The sequence below is a fragment of the Bacillus shivajii genome (assembly GCF_020519665.1).
In the GTDB taxonomy this organism is placed as follows: Bacteria; Bacillota; Bacilli; order Bacillales; family Salisediminibacteriaceae; genus Bacillus_CA; species Bacillus_CA shivajii.
The window spans coordinates 67780-94383 of sequence record NZ_CP084703.1 but is presented as its reverse complement, the minus strand read 5'-3'; the positions used below and the strand labels follow the sequence as shown (position 1 = coordinate 94383).

Annotated in this window: 26 protein-coding genes; all 26 read right to left on the bottom strand. The window is 37.9% G+C overall.

Features of this window, described 5'->3' with window-relative positions:
* Positions 1 to 21 precede the first annotated feature (21 nt).
* Entirely contained in the window at positions 22 to 1419 is a 1398-nt protein-coding gene (gene tilS, locus LGQ02_RS00420) for a tRNA lysidine(34) synthetase TilS (RefSeq protein ID WP_226516325.1), read from the bottom strand.
* Entirely contained in the window at positions 1403 to 1852 is a 450-nt protein-coding gene (locus LGQ02_RS00415; RefSeq protein WP_226518172.1) for a threonine/serine exporter family protein, read from the bottom strand. Before LGQ02_RS00415 ends, tilS begins: the two co-directional genes overlap by 17 nt.
* Before the next feature lie 79 nt (positions 1853 to 1931).
* On the bottom strand, positions 1932 to 2690 hold the full coding sequence (locus LGQ02_RS00410; protein ID WP_226516324.1) for a threonine/serine exporter family protein: 759 nt from the start codon (positions 2688 to 2690) through the stop codon (positions 1932 to 1934).
* A 32-nt stretch (positions 2691 to 2722) separates the two neighbouring features.
* On the bottom strand, positions 2723 to 3721 hold the full coding sequence (locus tag LGQ02_RS00405; protein ID WP_226516323.1) for a protein kinase domain-containing protein: 999 nt from the start codon (positions 3719 to 3721) through the stop codon (positions 2723 to 2725).
* Positions 3687 to 4421, bottom strand: coding sequence for a vWA domain-containing protein (locus LGQ02_RS00400; RefSeq protein ID WP_226516322.1), 735 nt, complete (start codon positions 4419 to 4421; stop codon positions 3687 to 3689). Before LGQ02_RS00400 ends, LGQ02_RS00405 begins: the two co-directional genes overlap by 35 nt.
* A 126-nt stretch (positions 4422 to 4547) precedes the next feature.
* Entirely contained in the window at positions 4548 to 7022 is a 2475-nt protein-coding gene (gene spoIIE / locus LGQ02_RS00395) for a stage II sporulation protein E (RefSeq protein ID WP_226516321.1), read from the bottom strand.
* A 402-nt stretch (positions 7023 to 7424) separates the two neighbouring features.
* Positions 7425 to 7856: a S1 domain-containing RNA-binding protein gene (locus LGQ02_RS00390; RefSeq protein WP_226516320.1), complete on the bottom strand. Its 432-nt coding sequence runs from the start codon at positions 7854 to 7856 to the stop codon at positions 7425 to 7427.
* Positions 7857 to 8025: 169 nt separating this feature from the next.
* Positions 8026 to 8409, bottom strand: coding sequence for an FtsB family cell division protein (locus LGQ02_RS00385; protein ID WP_226516319.1), 384 nt, complete (start codon positions 8407 to 8409; stop codon positions 8026 to 8028).
* 15 nt (positions 8410 to 8424) lie between these two features.
* Positions 8425 to 9012: a spore cortex biosynthesis protein YabQ gene (yabQ, locus tag LGQ02_RS00380; protein ID WP_226516318.1), complete on the bottom strand. Its 588-nt coding sequence runs from the start codon at positions 9010 to 9012 to the stop codon at positions 8425 to 8427.
* Entirely contained in the window at positions 9009 to 9290 is a 282-nt protein-coding gene (gene yabP, locus LGQ02_RS00375; RefSeq protein ID WP_404802395.1) for a sporulation protein YabP, read from the bottom strand. The genes yabQ and yabP overlap by 4 nt, the downstream gene beginning before the upstream one ends.
* A gap of 135 nt (positions 9291 to 9425) precedes the next feature.
* Positions 9426 to 9686: an RNA-binding S4 domain-containing protein gene (locus tag LGQ02_RS00370; protein ID WP_226516316.1), complete on the bottom strand. Its 261-nt coding sequence runs from the start codon at positions 9684 to 9686 to the stop codon at positions 9426 to 9428.
* 14 nt (positions 9687 to 9700) lie between these two features.
* Positions 9701 to 11164 (bottom strand): bifunctional methyltransferase/pyrophosphohydrolase YabN, encoded by a 1464-nt coding sequence (locus LGQ02_RS00365; RefSeq protein ID WP_226516315.1) that lies wholly within the window; start codon positions 11162 to 11164, stop codon positions 9701 to 9703.
* A gap of 8 nt (positions 11165 to 11172) precedes the next feature.
* Positions 11173 to 12786 (bottom strand): putative polysaccharide biosynthesis protein, encoded by a 1614-nt coding sequence (locus LGQ02_RS00360; RefSeq protein WP_226516314.1) that lies wholly within the window; start codon positions 12784 to 12786, stop codon positions 11173 to 11175.
* Between the two features lie 287 nt (positions 12787 to 13073).
* Positions 13074 to 13613, bottom strand: coding sequence for a stage V sporulation protein T (spoVT, locus tag LGQ02_RS00355; protein ID WP_319003533.1), 540 nt, complete (start codon positions 13611 to 13613; stop codon positions 13074 to 13076).
* 211 nt (positions 13614 to 13824) lie between these two features.
* Entirely contained in the window at positions 13825 to 17370 is a 3546-nt protein-coding gene (mfd, locus tag LGQ02_RS00350) for a transcription-repair coupling factor (protein ID WP_226516312.1), read from the bottom strand.
* A gap of 206 nt (positions 17371 to 17576) precedes the next feature.
* Positions 17577 to 17807, bottom strand: coding sequence for an anti-sigma-F factor Fin (locus tag LGQ02_RS00345; RefSeq protein WP_226516311.1), 231 nt, complete (start codon positions 17805 to 17807; stop codon positions 17577 to 17579).
* An 85-nt stretch (positions 17808 to 17892) separates the two neighbouring features.
* Positions 17893 to 18453 carry an aminoacyl-tRNA hydrolase gene (gene pth / locus LGQ02_RS00340; RefSeq protein WP_226518171.1) on the bottom strand — a complete coding sequence of 187 codons (561 nt, stop codon included), beginning with the start codon at positions 18451 to 18453 and terminating at the stop codon, positions 17893 to 17895.
* A gap of 166 nt (positions 18454 to 18619) precedes the next feature.
* A complete protein-coding gene (locus tag LGQ02_RS00335; protein ID WP_226516310.1) occupies positions 18620 to 19258 on the bottom strand; it encodes a 50S ribosomal protein L25/general stress protein Ctc in 639 nt (212 codons plus the stop codon).
* A 156-nt stretch (positions 19259 to 19414) separates the two neighbouring features.
* Positions 19415 to 20368 carry a ribose-phosphate diphosphokinase gene (locus tag LGQ02_RS00330; protein WP_226516309.1) on the bottom strand — a complete coding sequence of 318 codons (954 nt, stop codon included), beginning with the start codon at positions 20366 to 20368 and terminating at the stop codon, positions 19415 to 19417.
* 47 nt (positions 20369 to 20415) lie between these two features.
* Entirely contained in the window at positions 20416 to 21780 is a 1365-nt protein-coding gene (glmU, locus tag LGQ02_RS00325; protein ID WP_226516308.1) for a bifunctional UDP-N-acetylglucosamine diphosphorylase/glucosamine-1-phosphate N-acetyltransferase GlmU, read from the bottom strand.
* A gap of 376 nt (positions 21781 to 22156) precedes the next feature.
* Positions 22157 to 22444 carry a septation regulator SpoVG gene (gene spoVG / locus LGQ02_RS00320; protein WP_226516307.1) on the bottom strand — a complete coding sequence of 96 codons (288 nt, stop codon included), beginning with the start codon at positions 22442 to 22444 and terminating at the stop codon, positions 22157 to 22159.
* A 259-nt stretch (positions 22445 to 22703) separates the two neighbouring features.
* Positions 22704 to 23540 carry a pur operon repressor gene (gene purR / locus LGQ02_RS00315; protein WP_226516306.1) on the bottom strand — a complete coding sequence of 279 codons (837 nt, stop codon included), beginning with the start codon at positions 23538 to 23540 and terminating at the stop codon, positions 22704 to 22706.
* A 75-nt stretch (positions 23541 to 23615) separates the two neighbouring features.
* On the bottom strand, positions 23616 to 24479 hold the full coding sequence (gene ispE / locus LGQ02_RS00310; RefSeq protein WP_226516305.1) for a 4-(cytidine 5'-diphospho)-2-C-methyl-D-erythritol kinase: 864 nt from the start codon (positions 24477 to 24479) through the stop codon (positions 23616 to 23618).
* A gap of 234 nt (positions 24480 to 24713) precedes the next feature.
* Entirely contained in the window at positions 24714 to 24893 is a 180-nt protein-coding gene (locus tag LGQ02_RS00305) for a small, acid-soluble spore protein, alpha/beta type (RefSeq protein WP_226516304.1), read from the bottom strand.
* Positions 24894 to 25201: 308 nt separating this feature from the next.
* Positions 25202 to 25462 (bottom strand): biofilm formation stimulator Veg, encoded by a 261-nt coding sequence (gene veg, locus LGQ02_RS00300; RefSeq protein WP_226516303.1) that lies wholly within the window; start codon positions 25460 to 25462, stop codon positions 25202 to 25204.
* A 237-nt stretch (positions 25463 to 25699) separates the two neighbouring features.
* Entirely contained in the window at positions 25700 to 26587 is an 888-nt protein-coding gene (gene yabG, locus LGQ02_RS00295) for a sporulation peptidase YabG (RefSeq protein ID WP_226516302.1), read from the bottom strand.
* Positions 26588 to 26604 lie beyond the last annotated feature (17 nt).

Genomic DNA, 26604 nt, shown 5'->3' with positions numbered 1-26604 from the left:
AACGATTTTCTATGTATATTCTCACGGAATATCATCAACCTCATATCGAAGAACGAATACTTTTTTCGTTTCCTCACTAACTAACGCAAGGTTTGACCGTTTTAGCATTGGTAGCCACACAATTTCACCATTTGCATCAACAACAACTGGCCAATCATCTCTTTTAAAGCGAGGAACTTTAAAATCCATAAATATATCCTTCAATTTTTTTGACCCTTTCATACCTACAGGAGTCATTCGATCCCCTGTTTGCCTCGATCGAACTGATAATGGAAAGGTTAGTTTATGATAATCAGCAAAAAAAACGGAGCGGTCCTTCGATAAGCCATTCTTTTTATCAAGGATTTCTGCTGTTATTTTCCCCTCATCTAGTTTGATCATCCCTGGCACTGCAATCAACTTTTCTGGTAATATTTTCTCATTATTGTTCTGATCCTTTGTAGAAAAAATACAATCGTCATAAGATTTTACCACACACAGTCCCTTAGGTAAGTCGAGGGAGCCAGAAGGGGTTTTACTATTCATGAATTTTATTAAGCTTTCAATATGATCACTTGAAATATCACGTTCAATATTTACAGAAAGATAGTTTAATATTAGATGAAGTCCCCTTCTTTGTAAAGTGATGGGGACTGTTTGAAAGCGCTCGATTGATAAAACAATTTCATCAACGTCTTTTTTTTGCACAATGGTTGTTAACTTTTGTTTAGCTAATTCATTTAAATACCGATGATCATCGTTTAGCCATTCACTTTGCCTTTGGAAGACAACATGAACATTGGGGTTTTCAGATTGCAGAAATGGTAAAACATTTTTTCTATACCGATTACGCTGGTACTCCTCTTCTTCATTTGAGGAGTCAATACGATATGTAAGGTTATTTCGTTGGCAATATTGATAGATATCTTCTTTATTAATACATAAAAATGGACGAATAAGTTCTCTTTTTGCAAACTCACGTTTTACCGGCATTCCCTTTAACCCATCATAACTACCTCTTACTTGACGCATCAGCATTGTTTCAATTTGATCATCGCCATGGTGAGCAAAAACAAGTTTTTGTGCCTGTATTTCATTCATTTTTTCAGCAAACCATTCGTACCTCACCTTGCGGGCTGCTGCCTGAGTGGATAACCGTTGTTCTTCTTTCACTTTCACTACGTCTGCCTCTAAACAATAGAAAGGCAAATTTAGCTTTTCACTTAGTGTTCTCACGAATTCTAAATCAGCTTTTGACTCTTCACTTCGAAGACCATGTTCAACATGTCCAACACTCAACTCGCAACGACTTTTATAATGCTTCCATAAATAATGGATTAATGCAACACTATCTGGTCCACCAGAAACAGCAACAAATAAATGATCACCTTCTTGAATAAGTTGGTGTTTTAAGATAAATGCTTTAACGATTTGGTTCATAACGATGTCCAATTCCTTTCCCTAACGAGAAAATCGATAATGCAAATACAAGACCTGCAGCAATTGCTCCCGCTTGAAGCATTGTTTCGACTCCAAACTCTAGCCCTTGTAAGTAATCGCCTTCAACAAAAGATAACATTGTGAAGTAAGCTCGACTCCCGGGAACAAGAGGTAAAATCCCTGGAATTGCTAAAGTTGTTACGGGTATTTTCACCTTTCGTGCAAATATATGAGAAATTGTTGCTGCAATAAATGACGCTACAGCTGTTGCAAACACCGAGGAGGCTCCAAAGGAAATCCCTGTTTGTAAAACTGCCCAAGTGACCATCCCAATCCCTCCACCAAGGAGCAGCGCTCGCTTAGGAACACTAAAAATAACTCCAAATGCTACAATTGCAAAGAAAGTAAGCACTAGCTCTATGACAAGTTGCATCATAAACCACCTTTTATATCAGATTGTTGCCAATGAACGCCACCGCAACATATAACGAACTTAAAACCTTGCAAGTCTTTTATAAAAATAATGATATCGTTAAGGCAATTCCACTTGCAATTGATAATGAAGTCAAAAGCGCCTCGGCTCCCCGACTTACACCAGCAAGTAAATCTCCTGACATCAAGTCGCGCACAGCGTTCGTCAGTGGCACCCCCGGGACGAGTGGCATAAGTGAGCCAATAATAATTTGGTCAAGGTTATATCCAAATCCAAAGTACACAAGGACAATTGCTGCCGTGCCTCCGCTAAAAGCAGCTGCAAACTCTGCTGCAAAGCGTACTCTGAAATACCGCTCAAACTCTACAACAACTAAACTTGAAATAAGTGCGGCAAAAAAAGCAGGAATGAGGTCAAACCAGCCACCTCCAAATAAGTAAGAAAACCCACTTCCAGCTACACCAGCACTAAAATGTATAAGCCAAAGAGGATATTGCAAAGGGGCTTTTTCAACGTCTACTAACTTATTATGTGCTTGTTCAACAGTAATTTGACCTGCAACGAATTCCCTTGATACTTGGTTTACTTCTGTTACTTTATTTAAATCTTGCATTCTGTCATCAATACGAACCATTTGCATAAGGTCTCCTTTGCCTTTCACCTCTTCAAAAGACATAAAGATCCCTGTTGTCGTCGCAAAACAATGAACATTTTTAAAAGAGGCCGCTCTAGCCATTCGCTCGAGCGTCTCCTCTACCCGGTAAGTTTCTGCGCCATACTTTAACATGATTTCTCCTGCTAGTAAGCAAACGTCCATTACTTCATCAGCTTTGGCCATCGATACACCCTCTCCTGACAAAGCTTACTCTGTCACACGTTTTGTCCAAATAAGTATAGAATATATAGAATCAGAAGAAAAGAGGCAACGAGCATCGATTCAAAAATACCTACCCACATCCGCTTTTCTTTTACAACTACTTTCGGTTCTTTTTTTTCCTTTATCGGTTGATATCGTTGTTTTTTTACTACTTGCTGTTTATATCCTCTTTTATTCGATGAGGATGTATTGACGATATGCAGCAGATCTCTTTTCATCGATTGAGAATCGCTATATTTACCTTCCAACCCTTTTTGAATAATTGGAAGATAAGGGTGTAGTTCTACTCTTTTTTTGGCTTTCTCCATTAAAAAAGAGGCCCCTTCCATCCCTTTTTTCTCAAAGCGAGACGGGTATGCACAATTAATGAGAAGCATTGAAACAGAGAACAAGTCGTAGCTAGGTTCTGCTTTCCTGCTACCGAGCCCCCAATACCCTCGATCAAAAAACTCTGTAAACTCTTTAATGCTTCGCCCTGACCTTGTCATTCCACCAACATCGAGCCACCTAACACGTGTCGGACTCTCTGAAACAAGCAGGTTTTCCGGTTTCAAATCACCAAAGATCCATCCAATTTCATGTAGTCGATGCAAATCATTAAGTAGCTGTATAACAAGTACTCCAATCCATTCAGGCCCTTTTGTTTTTATATATGGTAAAAATGGTTGCCCCTTTATATATTCCATTGTATAAAAAGGGTATACTTGATTTTGAAATACATAATCATCCACATCAAAAAAAGAAGGTCCAAGAGAGGGCCCTTGAACCTTAGAAAAGTGGCGGAGGACATTCACTTCTGAAGAAATGGACATCGCTTCACTTGCAATCTTTAAAGCTAAGGGTCCGTGCTCAGAGTCGACCAAGTAAACTGTTCCTGTTGCTCCATATCCTAATTCTCTAATCACACGGTACGTCTTATTATGCCACTTTCCAGTGATGTGCTGATTAACGTGTAATTTACATCCCTGTTTCTTCGAACTCAATTCCTTCATCGTCTGACCCTCGTTTCTTCATCCTTTTCAACATAAGCCGTGTCGCTTCTTGCAATGCAGGGCCTGTTGGAGTAATCCCTGAAGTTGAAAGCTTTTTAAAAGCATTTGATAAGGAATCAAAATGAGGTGTCCAATTAATAAGTTTCTCAACATCTTTGCGTTTCCCTGGGAAGGAATAAAGTGTAAATTCATTATCCCCAGACCGTGATCGTAAACTAACCGATAAATCAATCAATGCCTCTTGGACCATCGGTAATTTATTTTTCATACTCGCACTTGTATCAACTAATATAAATACCTCTAAATTAACCGTTTCCCCTAAGTCATCAACGACTTCCATCAATTCTCCTCTTTTGTCAGGCTCTAAATCCTCTATTTCTTTTTCTTCTCCGAGTAGTTGTTGTAATTCCTTTGTCACAACACCTTGAATCGTTTGTGTCATTGCTTTTCTAGTAACCATTTGAACAGTTTGTGATAGTTGTTGAGCGTATACTACTTGACTAATACCACCTCCGGCCTCTGCAATGTTTTCTATTTCTGTTACTCCTCGTTCACTCATCTCGTTACGTTCAACAACACCAATGACATTAACGGTCATCCCTTGTTCTTTTGCTAACGCTGCAATTGCAACAGGATCTTCCCCGCTATTTGAGCATCCATCTGTCAGTAAAAGAATTTGGCGTAACGTCCCTTTGTGCATATTCTCTCCTCCATTTCTCGTAATTACTAACATCATTTACAAGATTGAGAGAAAATATACTATCAAATCAACGCTTGATTCATATAAACGTTACCTCAAAAACATCCCTTCCTTTATGCACATTAGTTATGCATATTCTTTTTGTGGAACCGATATAGTCGCCCACTGCGGTGTATGATGTTCCATTTTCGAGACAATAATAGTCATATCATCATGTATGACTCCTCCACTTTCACGAATAACTCTCTCCATTAATAAATCAGCAACCTCTTGAGGATTTTTCGTTTCAATTTCTTTAATCACACGTTTTAACCATACATCTTTATTTTCAATATTATTTGGGGCTTCATAAATGCCATCACTCATCATAATTAATAAATCTCCTGCTTTAAGCTCTTCCGTGACAACATCAACGTCAAGTTCGCGAATAATTCCTATAGGTAAATTACTAGATTCCACTGACTTCACCCGGTCTCCCCGCTTAATAAAGCTAGGGATAGATCCTACCTTTAAAAACTTAACCGAGGCATCTTGTAAATCTACCATCGCTAAATCTAAAGTAGAAAATACTTCTTCATCTGATCTAAGTGACAGAACAGAATTAATAGATTTTATTGCTACGGTTTCCTCAATCCCTGAACGGAGAATATTTTTTAAAAGGTTAATTGTTTCTTGGCTTTCCATATGTGCCCTTTCACCATTGCCCATTCCATCACTAATGGCCATTGCATACTTTCCTGCTCCTAGTTCCATCGTTGAAAAGCTGTCACCCGATACCCATCTGCCTCCTTTTGCTGCATGCGCAACTCCATCCTCCATAACAAATCTTTTTGTAGAACCAAATGTTACTCTTACTTCATTGCCTGACATCGAGGCTGGCTCTGTATGTTTAACGGTTATTGTTTCTTGTAGAATATCTGATAACAATGGTGCCACGATTTTTTCACTTTCATTATAGGAATTACTACTTAAAACAATTTCGATATCTACATTCCCAGGGTCAAGACGATACACTTCAACTAATTCAACATCAAGTCCAGCCCGCTGAATCGTTTGCGTAATCTCCTCTTCTTGATGTTCATGAGCCTTTTTCTCTCGTTGAATATCTTTAGCAAAGTCCTCCATAACTTGCGAAACACCTTTTAATTGATCAGCTACTAGACGACGACTTTCTAAAAGCTGTCTTTTTAACTGTTTGCTTGCTTTATAATGGCTTAATTCTTTTTTTATCACTTCTATAACTCGATCATCAATCATACAATGACGGTTCCATTTTGTTAGTAAATGGCGATTTTTTACGTCCCCTTCTGATTCACATTCTTCCATAATTTGTTCCATCATAGAGTGTGTTTCTGAAAACTTTCTTGTCCAACATTGATGTTTTCTCATACACGTTTGGCATGTTTTCTCTGTTACTTTACTTAAAAATAAGTCTACTTCATGTTCACGATCAGTCTTTTCACTATTTGCTTCCATTAATGAAAAACTTTTAGAAAGGCTTAAAAATAAACTTGAGAACTGCTCAACCTTCCCAGCTGTGACATCGCGAATTTTCCTTAAATATTGTTGTTGCTCTTGAGAGTGCTCAACGGTTCCAGGAATATATTTTGATAACGTTGCCGTCCACTTTTTCGGTGTAAATATGAACAAAGCAATAGCGGCAAGACTCTCGTACATAGACAATTCAAGTGGAACTTGATTATCCCCATACATGCCCATGAGTAGCGTGGCTACAATTAAACCAAAAGCTACTGATACTTTCTTACCTTCTTTTAAAAGCCCCCCTAATAGTCCTGAAAAGGCAAGTAGGCTCATGTAAAACAAATTAGCCACATTCGCTAAACTTAATATTAAACCTACAACTACTCCAACCGTCGTACCAATAGCTGCTCCACCTACAAAGGCAAATACAAGGACGATGTATCTTGCAAGTATATGTTCTACAGATAGTTGATAAATGAGCCACCCTACTGTACCGGTCATTAATGAGGCTAGCAGGATCACTAAACAAACAATCTCCTCATGCTTTAGTGAAAGTTTCTTTCTTTTCTCCATCACAAGCGGGATGCTTTGAAAGAATATCATTGTTACAACAAGTGCTAATCCTGCTTCGATTAATGCTGTTACGAAATGGTATACCGTATGCCCGTGCATCAAAATCGATGTACTATAGCTTGCAGTTAATACCGTCATAAATACGATAAATGGAATAACTTGTTGTTTAGATGCGTGCTTTTGAAATAAGGCTTGAAAAACTAAGTAAAGACAAACAGCCATCGTTGTGTATCCAGCAAAAGGAATCGATACTGTGATTGATCCTGCAATTAGTGCTAAGGCTGTGACTAGTGTATACCTCCTTTGCCAATAAAAGATGACCGCTAGAAATGGAATAACAAATGGTAACATCTCTAATAAAATAACCGCTCGTCCAAGTAAAACACCTAACCCAATAATAATAAGTGTTGTTCGCCAAGACGTATCTTTCTTTACAGCACTTCTCTTTTCTGTTTCTTCTTTCTCACCTGAAAACATAAAAGGTTTCGCACTATTTACGATCGCGGAAGCTTGTCCTCCTATTGCGCGAATAGAAATTCTTTGCATTCTCTTCACACCACCTATTCAGATAATTCGTGCTAACATTATAAACATGAATTAACTGAAGATTATGTCAAAACAACATACATATATATAAAAACTCTTCGACGTAAATCTCGTCATAACGTACCTATTCCCCTTAATTTTGCGTCACTTCGCGGTATAAGAACTGGTGTTCTGAAGGGATTTTTTAACATTTTTGTACTTGTAAATCCTTATGTAGAGCTTTTTGTAGCCTTTTATACAAGCTTTGCGTCAATCCGACGATTTAGAAATCTTTGCTTAAATATGACGAACGAAACTTTGAATATCCTTCACACTGTTCAATCAAAGACAAAGAAAAAACGCTTATCTTATTTAGATAAGCGTTTTATTTCGTGCCTAACTTATATTTTTACAGCAGCAAGATTATCCTCGCTTTGAATTTCGACCCCCGCGTTTCGACTCTGTATTTCTCTTCAATGAAGTTAATCGTTCTTCACTATCCTTTAGGAAGCGGTTCATCTTATCTTCAAAAGACATCGTACGCTGTTTGGGAGGTCGAGATCCTTTCTTTTGTGGACGACGGTCTGATTGAGGCTTTGATTTTGTTTGTGACTGTGCCGATTCATCCGCTTTACGAATGGATAACCCAATCTTCCCATCACCTTCAACATTTAATACTTTTACTTTCACTTCGTCTCCCACGCTTAAGAATTCATTAATATCTTTCACGTAGTTATCAGCTACTTCACTGATGTGTACTAATCCTGTTTTTCCACCTGGGAGTTCAACAAAAGCTCCGAAATTCGTAATTCCTGTGACCTTTCCTTGATACTTGCTGCCTACTTCAATGGACATGTTAAAAACTGCTCCTCCTTAGAAAATCAATAACTGTGATAATCTCAAGTTATAATATCCTCAACATGAGATCTCTTTACTTGTATTATACTTCAGTCTTTTCTAAAAGTGAAAGGGAACTGAAGCCAAAAGTTATTTTTTTTATTATAACTAGCTTAAATTATTCCTGTCAATCTGATGAAGATGAGCGTGGCAACTGAAATAACGTTTCCCCAGGCTTTGTTAAAAAGAAATCTCTCCGTGCAATTTCAGCTATGTATTCGGGGTCATGCAGAAGATCAATCTCTTCTAATAAAGCAGCTTCTTCCTGTTTCATAGCCATAAGTTCTTTTTCTAATTGCTGGTGCTCATACTTTTGTTCTTGAAGAGTAACATGCTGGTTATATAATGTAACTCCCGTAAAAATTGCGATGATAAACATAGCAAAGCTAAAGACTGTGAGCCGGCGAATCACACCTTTTCGCCGACGAAGCTTTTGCTCATGAAGAAGAGCCTGTTGATCTACGTATTCAGATGATATTTTACGAATGTTTTGCTTTTGCTCTTCTCGCATGTGCTTCACCTCAATTTACTCTCTTTTTTTTATCCATTTGCTTACCCAGTCAAAAAGTTGAAGTGACTTTGATTTAACCCGGACGAAAAATGAATGAAATGGAATACCATATTTTTTTATATATAAATTAATTACCCAGCGAAACGGGAATAAAACAACTTTCAATAAAAAGTGTACAATCCTCCAAAATGTGGATAATAATAATATACCTAAAGTTAGTACAACATTCAATAACCATTTTATAGGATTAATAATTAGGACTTTTACTAATCGGGTTGTAAACCGAAATACACCTATTGTAAAGGAGATCATCCACTCTAACATGTTACGATAAATATTTTCTAGCATGGCTCGGTATATAGAGTAACCGAGTAAGAGAGCAATGAATAGGTAAAACCGAACTTCACCTTCATTTACTGTCAATAAAATATAGAAAAAAATAATTGCTTGCAAAATCCAAAATAGAAGGTCATTGACGATGAGCGTCCAGCGGAAAAAAATTTTCTTTCCCGCTAAACGCTTATACGTATCAAAGGAAGCCCCAAGCCAAATTCCTGCCCCAACACTTGCCAGCATCGATAAAAACTGAACTTCGAGTGTCACTTGAACAACTTCCCGAACAAGCCTTTAGTTTTTTCACCATGATGATCGTCTAAATAAACAAGATCATCAATTCTCCCTGAAATCGATACGTGACCTTCATCAACATCTAAGTTTTTCATTTGAAGGTGGTTGCCTCGTATCGATAAAAACCCCATTACTGTTTCAAGCAGGAACTCTTCATTATCAAAGCTTTCCACTTGTTTCACACCAGTAATTTCTAAAGTTTTCCTCCCGTGTAACGTGACACTGTGATCCTTTTGAATACGCCCTTGTCCCATATTTGTATAATCAAACGAATGTTCCATTGCCTTTACCTCCTCCGCACTTTGTATCATATCTATGTACAAGAACAGAGGAATAGAACAAGCCTATACATTTTCATATCGTCTTTTTATCAAGATTGTCCGTAACAATTATTCTGTTGTTCGTTCTTCTTTAATGAGTGAGTATAACGTATTCGCTTCATCTTTTTTCGCTGCGCCTTCTAGTCGCTCTACTTTTACAACAACCTTTTTCTGGCCAAATTGAATGGAAAGCTCGTCCCCAATCTTTACATTAGCCCCTGCTTTTGCCTTTTGGCCATTAATTAAAACCCTTCCTTGTTCAGCTACTTCCTTAGCCATTGTACGGCGCTTAATTAAGCGTGATACTTTTAAAAATTTATCTATTCTCATTTATAACCCTCTCCTTAACCTTGTTTTTTTGCCTGTTCCCAGTAACGGTCTAATTCCTCAAGGGGCTGTTCATCAATATTTAAGCCTTTTTCATCCATCTTTTGCTCAATATATTGAAAGCGTCGTATAAACTTCGCATTTGTTTGTCGCAACGCTTCTTCAGGATCGATCTTATAGAACCTCGCTAAGTTTACGAGAGCAAAAAAGACATCTCCTAACTCTTTCATCTTAGTGTCTTCAGTGCCGTTGCGAAGCTCATATATCCATTCTGCAATTTCCTCTTGTATCTTCATCCATATAGGAGCTTCTTCTCCCCAATCAAAGCCAACTTTTGCGGCTTTTTTCTGTACTTTATAAGCTTTCAATAAACTTGGGAACTCATTTGGAATATCAGCTAATAATGAATGACTTAATCCTTCGTCTTCTTTTTCTAGCTTCTTTATTTCTTCCCAATTCGTTACGACATCTTCAGCCCCTTCTACATTTACGTCACTGAACACATGAGGATGGCGACGAATCATTTTCTCTGTTACATGAGAAATCACATGATCAACCGTAAAATAACCATCATCTTCACCAATCTGCGCATGAAGCATGACTTGTAATAACACATCTCCTAATTCTTCGGCTAAATGGTCTTCATCTCCTTCATCAATCGCACTTAAAACTTCATAAGCTTCTTCAATTAAATATTTTTTTAACGATTCATGCGTTTGCTCCTGATCCCATGGACAACCACCAGGACCCCTTAATGTAGCAATGACTTCACGAAGCTTTTGAAAGTCATGATATAATAAGCGTTCCTCTTCGATAGGGGGAACATAGACCGCTGTTAAATTATTCAACGTTGTCACTCGGTCTAACTCGTATAAAGGAACTTCGAGAATTCTCTCATCTTCATTGCCTGCAGCCGTGACTACTTTTACTTCGTAATCATCTGGCAGTATATCCATCAACGTAAGTTTTACTTCAGAAGCTATAAATGCATCGTAAACTTGTGAAATAACGATATGATGTCTAAGCTGTAGCTCTCCTTTTTTCATCATCGTCCCATCGACTAATTGAAAACCGTCTACTGGATCAATATGTAAAGCATTAAACATCGCATCTAAAAAGCTTTGCCCACCAATAAATTCAAGTTCAACTTCATTTTCTCGAGCCCTTTCTAATAATCGTTGCACCGTCTCCTCTGCTACAAATGGGTGGCCCGGGACTGCATACGTCAACTCTTGTTGCTTTGCTTCTTCAATTAACGTTTTAACAATGTTGTCGTACACCTCATGAAACTGATCATGCGATTCATAAATATGATCAAAACTTGTAAATGATAAGCCTTCCTCCATTAAATCTTGTAAAACAGGGTGTTCTTGTGTACGAACAAAAAGTCTTTCATTATCTTTTAAATTCCGATAAATTCCTAGTGGGAGCTGATCAATGTTCCCTGCTCCAAGGCCTAAGACAACGATTTTATTTTTCATCTCTTTAGTCACTCCTGTATCCTTTTTTTATATGGTAAAAGACGTGGCAATTTCGGTAAGCTTTCCCATTCATCTTGTTCAAATATACAATTCCTCCAAATGATAATTAAGAAAAGAACCGCTCCAACACCCGAGCTAAATAGTGCGTTGAAAGTGTAAGCTATCCTCATAGGAATTTGTAAATATGTAATTAGGATAAACTCAACAACCAACTGAATGACAAAAACAACGACCATCATTGTACCAATGGCTATTGCCCACTTTTTCCAAAATTCTTGCTTAAACCCTCGAAAAACTCCTCTTCTTTTCATAAAGGCCAGCAGATATGTAGAAATCATGATAAAGCTTATCGAAGAAGCCGTAGCTGCACCGTAAATATCAAAATGTGGAATAAGTACAACATTTCCAACCATTTTTATAAATATACCAACCGCTAAGACAATGGCTGCAACACTCGGCTCGTAAACAGCATGCAACAGTGCAGCACAAGTCATAAACAATGACCCAAACAAAATCGTAACAGCTAATAATTGCAAAGCACCTTGCCCTTCATTATTAGTAAAAAGCATTGAGTTCACCGACGGCATGATCGTAACTAATCCAGCAGCTGCTGCACCACCGAAAACAAAACAAACTTTCAAAGACTGCCCAACAAAGTGTTGAATGGCTGTTCGATCATTTTTCATATGTGCCTTTGTCACATAAGGAAGTGCAGCATAAGAGAAAACTGTTGTTACTACTGCACCAAATTGAACTAAAGGCCAACTTCGATCGTATATACCTTTAAGCGTAGCAGCCGTAGTTTCATGAACACCAGACTGCAATAAAATCCTATATATCATAAATGCATCAACTAATTGATAAATAACAAAAGCCATCGCACTCAACGAAAGAAAGAATCCAGAGATAATCAAAACCCGAAGGTCACTTTTCCATTGATGGTAAAAAAGACGAGGTCGGTTTTTAATTAAATCTTTAAAAGATATCGTATGATTTCCATAATGCCCCAATATGAAAACTCCAGCAAGACCTCCAATAAAGGCCCCCGCTCCAGCAGATATTCCTGCCATATAAGGATCTCCGCTAGACTGCATCACAACTGCAGCAATACATATGATGACAATAACTCGAACGAACTGTTCTCCAACTTGTGAAACTGCAGTCGGCAGCATGTTATTCCTTCCTTGAAAATAACCTCGTCCGACTGCCAAAAATGGCAGTATAAAAAATGGGAGCCCTAGCCACTTAATGGCGGTCTTTAATTCGTTATCCCCCATCATATTTGCAAGATGCTCTGAATAAAGAAGAAGGCTTGATCCGATCGTTGAATAAATAAAAAGAAGAAAGATGAACAGGGTAATCAACCGTCCACTCGTTTCCCCTTTTGAACTTTCATTCATTTCTACTTCTGCAATCATTCGCGCCACGACAACAGGTATTCCATAACTGCCTAGTATGAAGGCCACTCCATAAATAGGATATACTTGCTGGTACACATAAAAGCCTAAATCACCTGTTAAATTTTGATACGGAACTTTATATAAAGCACTTAACCCTTTCGCAATAAATGCAGCTAACGATAAGTAAAGTGCGCCTTTCATCCAAGAATTTGATTGTTTCAATGTATATTCAACCCTTAATCGCGTATTTCCTTCTCATACATGGTTCTACCTCGTGCTATTATAGCACAAGGCTTATACGCAACATGAACAATCTACCTACAATAAGCGAAAACACCCTTTACCTGCGACGAGCAAGCGCGAAGCTGCGCAGGAGTCACCTCTATCGCTCGATATAAAAAAACAAATCAGCATCTTATTACTATTAACAACACTAAACTTTAACAGAGCCAAAGTATAAAAAAAGAGAAGAGACAGATGTCTCTTCCCTTCTTAATTTCGTATCGATCTTATTGTTCCATTTGTCTTGCTAAAAATCCAGCAGCCGTTTCCGCTAATTTTCGCTCAACTTCACCAAACGTATCTGATTCTTTTGAGACTAGAACAACTGCACCGATAGGATCACCACTTGCTATGATCGGAGCGATGCAAAATCCATTAATTGTCTCTTGTGTGTCCCCGGCTAATTCATATTCACCAGATTGTGCTTCAAGGACCGTTTTTCGATCGCTCATTGCAGACTCGACTAGCTGGCTGATGCTCTTATTATAATAATCTTTTTTTGATCCTCCAGCCACCGCAATATATGTATCACGGTCTGCTATAAGAACAGTATGATTTAAACTGTCGTACAAAGCCTCTGCATATTCTTTTGCAAAATCGCCGAGTTCTGAGATCGGAGAATATTTCTTTAAAATCACTTCTCCATCACGATCAACGAAGATTTCTAAAGGATCACCTTCACGGATACGCAGTGTACGGCGAATTTCTTTCGGAATAACGACACGGCCTAAATCATCGATTCGACGGACAATACCTGTTGCTTTCATACTCACGTTGCCTCACTTTCCTTGTTGAATTCACATTGGTGTTTTTGCATGCAAGTATTAATGAAGTAAACTTGGCTTTCGCCTTGCATCATACGTTAAAACGAAATCTTGTCCTTATTATCCATCGAATAAAAAGAACTATTCACCATTTGTACAAGAAATTTGCTCGATATCTAGATGAAACGTAAAAAGGATGATAAATCCTTCATTACTAATTGGCCGATGTCGCTTCCTTCCTTACTTCCTTTAATTTTGATAACACGTTTTCTAGAGTGGTTAAATACTCTTTATCGGTTAAGGACTTTGTTTTTAAGTGGATCGTGATCTGATTACCTGTCATTGATAAATTTAGTTTACGTGAAATTTTATTTACAACCGAGAATAACTTTGAACCGTCTATATTGTTCGTCTCCTCTTCACTCAATAGCACCTTACATTCATTATTTTTCTCAACGATCGTATCAAGGCCATATTGATTTGCGTACTGCTTAATGCGTGACACTTGGAATAAATAATCAACTTCTTCTGGGTACTCCCCAAACCGGTCAATCATTTCTGTTTGTAAGTCTTGAATATCTTGCTCTGTCTCTAGCCCTTTAAATCGCTTATACATATCAATTTTTTGCTTGGAGTCTGAAATATAATTCTCTGGTATATAAGCATCGACTTGAATATCAAGTTCTATATCAGGCGTTTCTACTTTTGGTTTTTCATTCGTTGAATGGTCTTTTCGTTCGTCAATTGCTTCTTTTAACATTTGAGAATACAAATCAAATCCAACAGAAGCGATAAATCCATGCTGTTCTGCCCCTAACAAATTCCCAGCACCGCGAATCGATAAGTCTCTCATTGCAATCTTAAATCCAGAACCTAGCTCGGTAAATTCTTTAATGGACTGTAACCGTTTCTCAGCGACTTCTGTTAAGACTTTATCTCGCTGATGTGTAAAGTAAGCATATGCCACTCTGTTGGACCTTCCGACACGCCCTCTCAATTGATAAAGTTGAGATAGCCCCATTCGGTCAGCATCATGAATAATGAGCGTATTTACATTCGGAATATCAACGCCCGTCTCAATAATCGTTGTCGTCACTAATACTTCAGCACTTCCTTCGAGAAAATCGAGCATGACAGACTCTAATTCTGACTCTGACATTTTCCCATGAGCATATCGCACATTGGCATCAGGAACGAGCATAGAGATTTTATCTGCCATCGTTTCAATGTCTTCAACTCGATTATATAAGTAATATACTTGCCCTCCTCGAGCTAACTCACGCTCTATCGCTTCTCTTATTAATGGTTCATTATGCTCTACGACGTACGTCTGTACAGGAAAACGATTTTCTGGTGGCGTTTCGATCACTGATAAGTCACGAACACCAAGCATTGACATATGCAAAGTCCTTGGAATTGGTGTAGCTGTTAACGTAAGAACATCAACGTTTGCTTTTAGCCTTTTTATCTTCTCTTTATGAGTAACGCCAAAGCGTTGTTCTTCATCAACAATTAACAAACCTAAATCTTTAAATGTAATATCTTTAGAGAGCAACCGGTGAGTTCCTACAACAATGTCTGTCGTACCTCTATTTAGCCCATCAATGGTTTCCTTTTGTTCTTTCCTTGACTTAAAACGGCTTAACAATCCAACGTTAATTGCAAAATCTTGAAACCTTTCACGAATGGTTTCATAGTGCTGTTGCGCCAAAATTGTCGTTGGTACGAGAAAGGCCACTTGTTTTCCATCCATAATTGCTTTAAAAGCAGCGCGAAGAGCGACTTCTGTTTTTCCGTATCCAACATCACCACAAAGTAAGCGATCCATCGGACGCTCTCGCTCCATATCCTTTTTAATCTCTTCAATTGCTCGGATTTGATCTTCCGTTTCTTGATATGGAAACGAAGATTCAAATTCTTGTTGTTCAGGTCCATCTTGAGAAAAGGCGTGTCCTTTGCTTGCTTCGCGCTCTGCATACAATTTGATTAAATCATCAGCAATATCTTCAACAGATGAGCGAACTTTTGTTTTCACCTTTTTCCAATCGTTTCCGCCTAACGCATACATTTTAGGCTCTTTATCTTCTGAACCAACGTACTTTTGCACTTGGTCGATTTGCTCAACAGGAACATATAACTTGTCATTCCCTGCATAGGAAATATGCATATAATCTTTATGAATTCCGCCGACTTCTAGCGTTTTAATCCCCAAATACTTACCAATTCCGTGGTTCGTATGAACAACCCAATCTCCAACTTTTAATTCAGAATAGCTTTTAATACGTTCAGCATTTGAAAGCTTTTGTCTTCGCTTTGGCTTTTTTATCTGTTGTTTAAACACTTCTTCTTCTGTAATGACAATCGTTCGCTGCAATGGAAGTTCAAACCCTGTCGTGAAGTGTCCGATCATAATCTGCGTTTGTCCACTTACCGGTAGCTGCTCAGAGCTAACGATCGCCCCATCTATTTCATAATCAGCAAGTACTTGTTTTAATCGCTCTGCACGTTCTTTGTCAGTAGCCATCAATGTAATGGAATAATTCGCTTCCTTCCAACGGTCAATCTCAGACTTTAATAAATGAAGTTGACCGTGGAAGTTTTGCATAGATTTACTTTGAATATTGACGATATTTTTTGGATTTGTATTTGGTACATGACGTAAAAACAAACTCAAATAAATAATCGGCCGATTCGCTTTCAAAAAGAGTTCATCCCAGTTCTTTGAAAGGCTTAATTCTGTCACTGTTGCTCCTTGAGAGAGCATTGTTGTATACCATTCCGCTTCTTCTTTTTCTAGGCTTTGTTCCATCTCTTGAGCACGACTAACTTCATCGATGGATATAACACCATTATCAGGAAAGTAATCTAGCAAGGTGTATCGGTCGTTATAAAACAATGACATATATTTATAAATAGACTCAAATGTCACACGTTGCTTCAGCCAATCTATTTCTTGACTAACTTGTTCAGCCATCTTTTCCTTTGTCGTTTTATCTTTAACTTTAGCTAAACTTTCTGCTAGTTTAGACTCTAGTTGATGAGCTCCATATTGAAAATGTTCCTCTGTAAGTAATACTTCCTTCGCAGGGCCGATTTTCACTTCGTTTATTTGATTCATTGAACGTTGGGATTCAACATTAAAATATCTTATTGAATCTACCTCTGTATCAAATAGTTCAATTCTTATGGGCATCTCTTCTGTTAATGGGTAGATATCAACAATCCCACCTCGTAAACTGAATTCACCTGGTGCAGATACCATATCAGTACGTTGGAATCCCATTTCTACTAGTTGATTTAATGTAGACTCAAGGTCTATCTCTTCTCCTAAGACAAACTGAACTTGATAGGATTTCCAAAGTGTTTTGGGCGGTAATAACCTTCTTACTCCTGCCATCGGTGAAATGATAATGGACTCTTTTCCTGTAGCTAGACGATTTAAAACTTCAATTCTTTGTCCTTTCATTTCTGGACTAGCTACAGCTATCTCCGATGCAATTAATTCATTTACTGGATATAAGAAAACATACTCTTCCCCTACGAGAGAGGCAAGATCATCATATATTTTTTGGGCTTGAAAAAGGTTGTGAGTTACAACTAATTGAGAACGCTTTGTTTCGTGAAAAACCGAAGCAATAACAATAGATCTGGCTGACCCACTCAAACCAGATATCATTTGCTCGGACATATTTACTTCGATGCCATCAATGATGCTACCAACATCATCCCCTTGTTTAATGGATTGCAGTAATCCTTCCATCCTTCTCCTCCTTGTAAATTGTAGGGATTCACTTTTATCGTGTATACGATCTCCCTTATTAGAAGACAATCTATTAAATTTATGCTTTAAAACTACTTAATATAAAAAGTTAATACTTTTAAATTCTTTAATATTTAGACAAACCGCTATTCACACTAGAAAAACGCTTTGGCACAGAGCACCAAAGCTTGTCGAACGTCGTTGTCTTAATGAAGAAAGGAGTCATAGGCATGATAATCCGGATTTGTTCGGAGCGTATCTTCACAATCCTCACAAATTGTTTTTACTTGAATATGTCCTTTAGAATCATACTCAATCATTTCCTTTCGTTCTTCGTCGGTCAATTGCTGAAACCCTAACTGTTCTTCATCAGCGGACCAATCGCTGAGCGTCCCAACCTTTTGACTACAATGCCGACAATAATAATGAATTGCCATATGCATCCTCCTTACCATCCTATGCAATACGTTACTTATTCAGTAGTATAAACAGATGGTCAAAGCACTATGCATACAGTAACTTTTATTTATTATATTCATTCATCACATTGGCAAAGGATGTTGTTGTCCAAGCTTCAATAGCTTTTACAGACTTTTCAACTGCACGATCAACTTCTATACGTTCATCTTGTTGGAATCCACCTAATACATAATTTGGTACTGCTTGACCTTCTGGAGGACGCCCAATACCGACACGAATACGCTTAAATTTATCAGTGCCTAATTGAGAAATAATCGATCTTATTCCATTATGGCCACCATGCCCACCTTTTTGACGTAAACGAATAGACCCAGGAGGCAAATCAAGGTCATCGTAAATAACCAATAAATCTTCTACATCCATTTTGTAAAAGTTCATTAAAGGTACAATTGATTCACCCGATAAATTCATATATGTTAATGGCTTAAGTAGAAATATCTTTTCCTCTCCAATTTGTCGATAACCAAACGTCCCTTTAAACTTAGATTGATCTAATGAAATAGATAATGATTCTTGACATTGGTCTATCACTTCAAATCCAATATTATGACGTGTCCCATCATATTTTTTTCCTGGGTTCCCTAGTCCAACGATCAACTTCATTGGTCCGTCCTCTCTTTCTAATTCCTGCTTTTTTGAGAATAAATTTTTCAAAAACATGTGACCGCTCCCAATTCATTCATGATTCTTTTGAAAGGCAAACTCATTTATATGAAACACGATGAAAAGAGGCATAACCTGGACGGTTATACCTCGTGTCCTGACTTATTTATTCTTGATCGTTTTCACCCTCTGCTTGTCCAACTAACTCTGGCTCCTGACCTTCAGATTGACCGCCAACTCCAGGCTCTTCTGGTTGCTCTGTTGGAGGAAGTACAGAGAGAACAACTTCTTCTGGATCATTGTTAAATTCAAATTTTGCACCCGACTGCAAGTCTTTTACTTGAATCGAATCATTGAAATTTAAATTCGTCACATCAACTTCGATTGACTCTGGTAAATCTGCTGGAAGAGCCTCTACAGATAGTTCATAGACCGCTTGCTGAAGCACACCGCCATTTTTAACACCTTCTGCTTCACCAACAACTTGTACAGGAACATCTGCACTCATTTTACTCTTCATATCGACTGCGCAAAAATCAACATGAATAATTTCATTTTTAATCGTATCGTACTGAAGGTCATAAATCATGACATCGGTCTTTTTACCATCTAACTCAAGCTTAAAAACACCTGTTTTCCCTTCTTGTCGAAGCGTTTTAATAAATGAAATTTGGTCGACTGTTACAGGTTCATTACCGAATGCCTTTCCATAAATAACACCTGGAACTCCACCGTGATTACGAATTTTGTTAAGTCTTGAACCTCTTCGATCTTCTCGTTTAGCTGCTTGTAAAACTGTAGCCATGTCTGTTCACCTCATTAATTTTTTTGGTCCTTTTATTTGTTTATCCAAAATACAATGGTTTGAAACCTAGACTTTAAGAAGTTGATTCATAGTAACTAAATATAACGTAATTTTTGTTGTTCGTGGTGTCACTAGAAAAAAGAATTGACTTTTTGCTTAATCAAATAAGCGACTTACTGAACGTTGTTCATGAACGTGAATAATCGCTTTTGCTAATAAAGACCCTACAGATAATTGAGTAACTTTATCAATCATCTTTTCTTCAGGTAATGGAATCGTGTTCGTTACTACAAGCTCTTTAATTTTAGAGTTTTGTATTCTTTCGATTGCTGGTCCTGAAAGAACTGGGTGTGTACTACAAGCATACACTTCTTTGGCACCATTTTCAATCATGGCATTGGCTGCTAAAGTCATCGTACCTGCTGTATCAATAATATCATCAATAATGATAGCTGTTTTTCCTTCGATGTTACCTACGATATTCATGACCTCTGCCATGTTCGGTTTTGGACGACGTTTATCAATAATTGCAATTGGAGCTTTCAAACGATCTGCCATTTTTCTTGCTCGTACAACTCCACCATGGTCTGGTGACACAATGACAACATCATCTAAATTCTTCTCCTCAAAATAATCTGCTAAAATCGGAACACCAACTAACTGATCTACTGGAATATCAAAGAATCCTTGAATTTGTGAAGCGTGGAGGTCAAGAGTAATGACACGTGTCGCTCCTGCAGTTTCCAATAAGTTTGCAACTAGTTTTGCTGTAATCGGTTCTCTTGAACGTGCTTTACGATCCTGGCGGGCATACCCGTAGTAAGGCATCACTACGTTTATTGTTTTAGCAGATGCTCGCTTTAAAGCATCAATCATAATAAGTAGTTCCATAATATGTTCATTTGCCGGAGAGCTCGTTGATTGAATAACGAAAATATCGCACCCGCGAATACTTTCTTCAATGTTAATTTGAATTTCACCGTCACTAAATCGAGTAACGGAAGTTTTCCCCATTTCAACCCCGATTTCATCCGTGATTTCTTGCGCTAAGTCCCGATTTGAATTTAACGTAAATACCTTTAGATTGTCGTCTCCATATTGCTGTGCCATGGCTGTGAATACCTCCATTAATCATTAAATTTCATAAGTAGTACTTATTATTTATTTTTTTTAACATAACCATCCTTGTTCGTTTGGCGCTCACGGGCAATCGCTAATGACTCTCCAGGAACATCATCAGTAATGGTAGATCCAGCAGCTACATAAGCTTCTTTGCCAACAGTTACTGGTGCAATTAAGTTTGAATTACAACCAATAAATGCCCCGTCCTCAATTTTCGTTAAATATTTATTTTTGCCATCGTAATTCACAGTAATCGAACCACAACCGACATTAACTCCTTCACCAATCTCAGCATCACCGAGATAGCTCAAGTGTGAAGCTTTACTGCCATTTTCCATAGACATTTTCTTCAGTTCAACAAAGTTACCCACTCTAACGTCATTACCTAGTTTTGTCTGAGGTCGTAGGTGAGAGAAAGGACCTATTGAAACACGATTACCTACTTCACTATGATGAACAACAGATTGCTTAACCGTTGTCTCATTTCCTATCATACTATTTTCGATCTCAGAATGTGGGCCAATTGTACATTGTTCCCCGATTGTTACATCGCCTTTAATCATTGTTCCAGGGTATAAAACCGTGTCTTTGCCTACTTTTGCATCAACCGAAACATATGTATGGTCTGGGTCTATAATTGTTACACCATCACGCATCAATTGTTCATTCGTGCGTTTCTTCATTATTTGCTCAGCGCGACTTAATGCAACTCTGTCATTTACCCCCATAGTTTCATTAAAATCATCGGTTAAATACGCCGCGATGATTTCATCTTGCTTTTGCAAAATCTCAATAACATCCGGTAAATAGTATTCTCCTTGGACATTATCGTTATTTACGTGTTTTAAGGCTTCAAATAACGTACGGTTATCGAAGCAATACGTCCCAGTATTTATCTCTTCAACTAATCGTTCCTCATCAGATGCATCTTTATGCTCAACAATTTTCTTCACCGAACCGTCATTACTACGAATGATTCGTCCATAGCCAGTCGGGTCTTCGGCTGAAGCAGTAAGAACAGTTGCTTTCGCTCCCTTACTTTCATGTTCTTCAATAAGCGCATCTATCGTTTCTTTCGTTAATAAGGGGGTATCTCCACATAAAACGACGGTTGTTCCGTCTTTATCGTTTAAAACGTTTTCTGCTTGCATCACAGCGTGACCTGTTCCAAGCTGCTCCTCTTGAAGAGCATACTCAATGTCATTTCCTAATTGATCTTTTACTGTATCTGCTCCGTGACCTACAATTGCAATTGTTTTTTCTACGTTGCAACCTTTCAATTGATCAACGATATGTTGAACCATCGGCTTTTCACAAACAGGATGAAGCACTTTATATAAGTCTGATTTCATCCTCGTTCCTTTTCCAGCAGCGAGAATTACTGCAAATCTTTTATTCATATAGCAACCTCCAAGGGCTCAATTTTCCATTACGAATATATCTTATATTTCCCTTCTTTTCAAGGTACAAAGAATCTCTGCTTTCACTCTAATGCTATTATAACAGTTTTTACATATAGAAAATGTGAAATTGAAGATTCATTCACATCAAAGTTTTTATAACGTAGACTTTTTATTTGGACCGCAGTAGCTAATATCTTTTTCATTTGTATCAAAAGAAAGCATCTATTATAATAGTTTTCATTTTTAAGCTGCGCTACCCTTATTCAAATGCTGTTTTAATAAGTATTGAACCGCAAAGTCTCAGATTTATAAGCTTCATTCAATTTTAGTGAAAAAAAATAACCTAGTCGTATCGACTAGGTCCTTTTTTCATTTAAGAAGCGCCCGCTTCTTCATATTCAACTTCTTCTCCTGCACGTTCATACTCAGCTAACACCGCAGTTTGAATCTTCTCGCGAGTTTTAGAAGATATTGGATGAGCAATATCTCTAAATTCTCCATCTGGGGTACGCTTGCTCGGCATTGCTACAAACATGCCATTATTGCCGTCGATCACACGAATGTCATGTACGACAAATTCATCATCGATGGTAATAGATGCGATTGCAAGCATACGACCTTCCGTATTCACACGGCGAAGTCTCACATCTGTTACTTCCATATCTGCCACCACCTTCACAAATAAATAGAATCTTAGTTAATCAAATTCTACAAGCAAATAAAAAAACCTTCTTTTTTGTGAAAAAATATGGAATAAATTTATCATTAAAAATTTACTGTCAATTTTCCAGCAAGTAATGGACGGGGGAAACGATTGGGACTATTAAGAAAAGCTGTGGAATTTTGATCCTATCAGGTGAAGGTATAGGCCTAGTTGACGTTCTTAAAGTGCAAAAAAGATCACACCAATTGATGTGACCTCAACTCTCGAAATAATATTTACCTTGAAATAGATTTCCACGTTCCACTTTTATCGTTCTTTCTCTTTCATCAACTTGAGACAACCTCGTTAAAGAAACATAATCAGAAACTAACTTCTCTTCTTCATGGACCGCCTCAGTTAACACACCTACACCGGCAACAGTTGATTGGAACTCTGAAACCAAGTCCATCATGCCTCGGATAGTCCCACCAGCTTTCATGAAATCATCAATTATTAGTACATTTGAATACGGCTTTAAACTACGTCTTGCAAGTGACATCGTTTGAATGCGCTTTTTAGATCCTGATACATAGTTGATACTAACAATTGAACCTTCCGTAATACGGTGCTCATGGCGAACAATACTGACTGGAACATTTAAATGACTTGCTACAGCATAGGCTAGTGGTATGCCCTTCGTCGCCATCGTCATAACAGCATCAACTTCAGAGTTACGGAAAGAGGACGCAAAGATACGTCCTAACCCTTGGATTAATGATGGATCACCAATTACATCCATCATATATAAGTACCCTCCTGGAAGAAGGCGATTAGGGTCTTCTAGGCGTTCACACAATGAGTCAACTTGCTCTTCTGTCTGCAAACGGTCAACAGTGGGTATGTATGTCACACCACCAGTTGCTCCTGCTGCAGTTTCAATCGTACCGATATTTTTTGATTCAAACACTTCTTTAATTATGCCTATATCCTCACTAATCGATGATTTTGCTGACTCGTATTTTTCCGAAAAATACGTTAAAGGGATTTGATGGTGAGGATGCGCTAAAAAATAATTGGTCATGTCAACTAAACGGCCACTTCGTCGATATTTCATGAGTACCTCCGTAAAATCCGAATATTCTAAGTGTAATATACCACTTTTGTACGGATTCCACAAGTAGGCGTGTCTCTACTTGTGTCTTTGCCCTAAAAGGCGTACAGTATACACTTGCTCGACAAAGCCTTTTAACCCATTATACAAACGCTCAGCTTTTGAATCATTTTGCGTTAATGAAAACACCGTCGGTCCACTACCGCTCATGACAGTGCCTTCAGAGCCAAATTGCTTCATTCGATCTTTTATTTTTTTCACAGCAGGATGCATATTAAAAGTAACATCTTCCATGACGTTGCTTAAATTACTACACACTTGTTCAAAGTTATTCGATTCAATTGCTTTAACCATTAAAGCTGTTTGCGGATGGTCGACCTCATCCACTTTTATTCGTTGATATACCTCTTTAGTGGAAACACCAATCGGCGGTTTAGCTAATATAACCCAACAGGGTGGAGGTGCGGATATAAACTCTAATTTCTCTCCACGCCCTCTAGCTATGGCTGTCCCTCCATACACACAAAACGGAACGTCTGAACCAATTTGTAGTCCGATTTCAGCTAGTTCATCTAACGTTAAACCTAATTCCCATATATCATTTAATCCTCGAAGTACTGCAGCCGCATCTGAACTTCCACCAGCGAGACCAGCAGAAACAGGAATTTGCTTATCAATAAAGATCGAAACTCCTTTTTTGATCCCTAATCGTTCTTTTAAAAGATGTGCTGCTTGGTAAGCTAAATTCTTTTCATCACTTGGAACATACCCTTTTGTTACATCAATAATAATTTGATCCGTCTCTAAAGTTTTTAGATGAATTCTATCTGCTAAGTCAATCGTCGTCATGACCATTTCGACATCATGGAATCCATCATCCCTTTTTCGGACAACATCTAATGTTAAATTAATTTTAGCTGGAGCCTTTACAATGGTTTGCATGTCATCACCTACTTTTTCTCCGTCACAGTACTTTCGTTATTTTACCATTTGTTATGAGGTGAGACTAGCCTATTAATATGAAGTTTTATAAAAAACAAGTACATTAACACTTTTACTTTTCAAGCTAGTATTTACCAACAAGCATTGCTTGATTATCGATGTTTTATACTTACGTTATGTGAAATTAAATGAGGCTGCCTTGTAAAAAGACAGCCTCTTATATGTCACAGTTTTTTAATGTTTTTGTTCGGTTAGCTGTCTTTCTGCTATTTCAACAGCTCGTTTCACCATGTTCCCAGCGTCTCGTGCTTTAATACCGCCCCAACCTTCTCGCTGAACAGTATCATAAAAGCCTAACTCCTTTGCCAGCTCTTCTTTCAGATGATCTGACATGACACCTCTTCTTCTGGCCATGAGAAACAACCCCTTCCAGTAACTGTGACAACTTTATTGTTCCCTTAAGAAGGAAAAAATAAAGAAGTGAATGTTTACCTTTCTTTTAGGTTGTGTTGAAGTTTGTTGCTTCTTCATCTACAAGCACGGGAACAGGGCGAGCCAGAAATCATCGGAAACAACAATGCGCTTCCAAATTAAGAGCTTATTTTTTGGGGATAAAAAAAAACAATTGCCCAAAAAACGATCCAAAACCATAAATGGTTTTGAAGATCATTTCTTAAGCAATTGTTCCCGATGGTGATGTTCCGTACATTTAGAACATCAAATTATACTTGTTCAGTCGCTTTTGCTTCATCACAGAGGCTCAGCTTGACTGTTTCTGTAAGAATGTCTGTGTAGCTGTAAGAGACACGCTCCACTGTATTTTGATCTTCATCTAACTTAATCGTAAATACTGATGGGTAAGTGCCTTCTAAAAGACCTGAGCGTTCAATCATCTTCTTTCTTCCGCCGTTTGCTTGAATCATAATTCGCTTTCCGACATTTTCATCAAGCGAACGTTTAATCTCGATTAATGTTTTCGCCATTGACTACACCTCACTATTCAATAGCTTACCACACAACATTTATTTTGTCAAATAAAATTAAAATTATAACAATGATAAACACTGTGTGTCAACTACTTTTTCTGATCCACATCATATAGAATGTGACAATATTTGCGAATTATGTATGAAGTCTTATAAAAAGAGTAATTATTGATTAAAAAAACAAAAAAAGAGCGACCATCATATGATCGCTAAACGAAATTCTCTTTTACAAAATCACTCTTCATCATCATCTTCTTCTTCTTTAAAATGAAAATGAGGCATCCCTCTCCTAAGTGATCCAGTTGTTTCAATACCACCAAGTCCTTTTTCACCCGTCAGTGATACTTTTAATACATCCCACACTCCTACACGTTCCATAAAAGGAGTTAAGCTCACTTTTGATACAACGTAAACTGGGTCAAGGGCATGAATATTGATTCGATCAGGTGAGCTAGCAAAGTTTGCTCCTGCCTTTAAAATCGATTGAAAATGTGATTGGCAGGCGCCTGCAAATATAACTAAATGATCCATATACGGAACGACCTTTCTCGCTTCCTTTACAGCCTCAACAAAATGTTTAGAGTTTCGATATGCTTTCATATCTTGTTTAGTACCTTTATTTTTCATATATGCATCGTGCCCTGTAATAACTAGGATGTCAGGGCGGATCATTTCAATTAAAGAGCCAATTTGTAGAGGCATCTCTTTTTCTTGAAGATGTACCCCGTATACGGGAACTCCTAACTTATCATAGACTTGGGTACACTTTTTTAAGTAAAGAGAATCACCATCTATATGAAGTACTCTTCCTGGCACTTCAAAATAATCGTTTTTTTTCGTATAGCCTGACGTTACTTCGAACTCACTTTTTTCACGGATAAGCTTTCGTTCTTGGCGAAAAAGCTGATAACAGCTTTCTTCCTTTTGTTTTTCATGCTCGGCGCGCTTCTTTCTTTCAGCTTCCTCAATGAATACTAAGTCACTTAGAGGAGCATCTGCAATTAGCCGCATATCTTCCCCATATAAAATTGCCGTCTCACCTTCTATTCTTTTGACACGAAAGACGAGGTCACAGTTATAAGAAGACCGCCCTACAATAGTACCTTCCTTTATATCTGACATGACAAACGCCTCCTCAC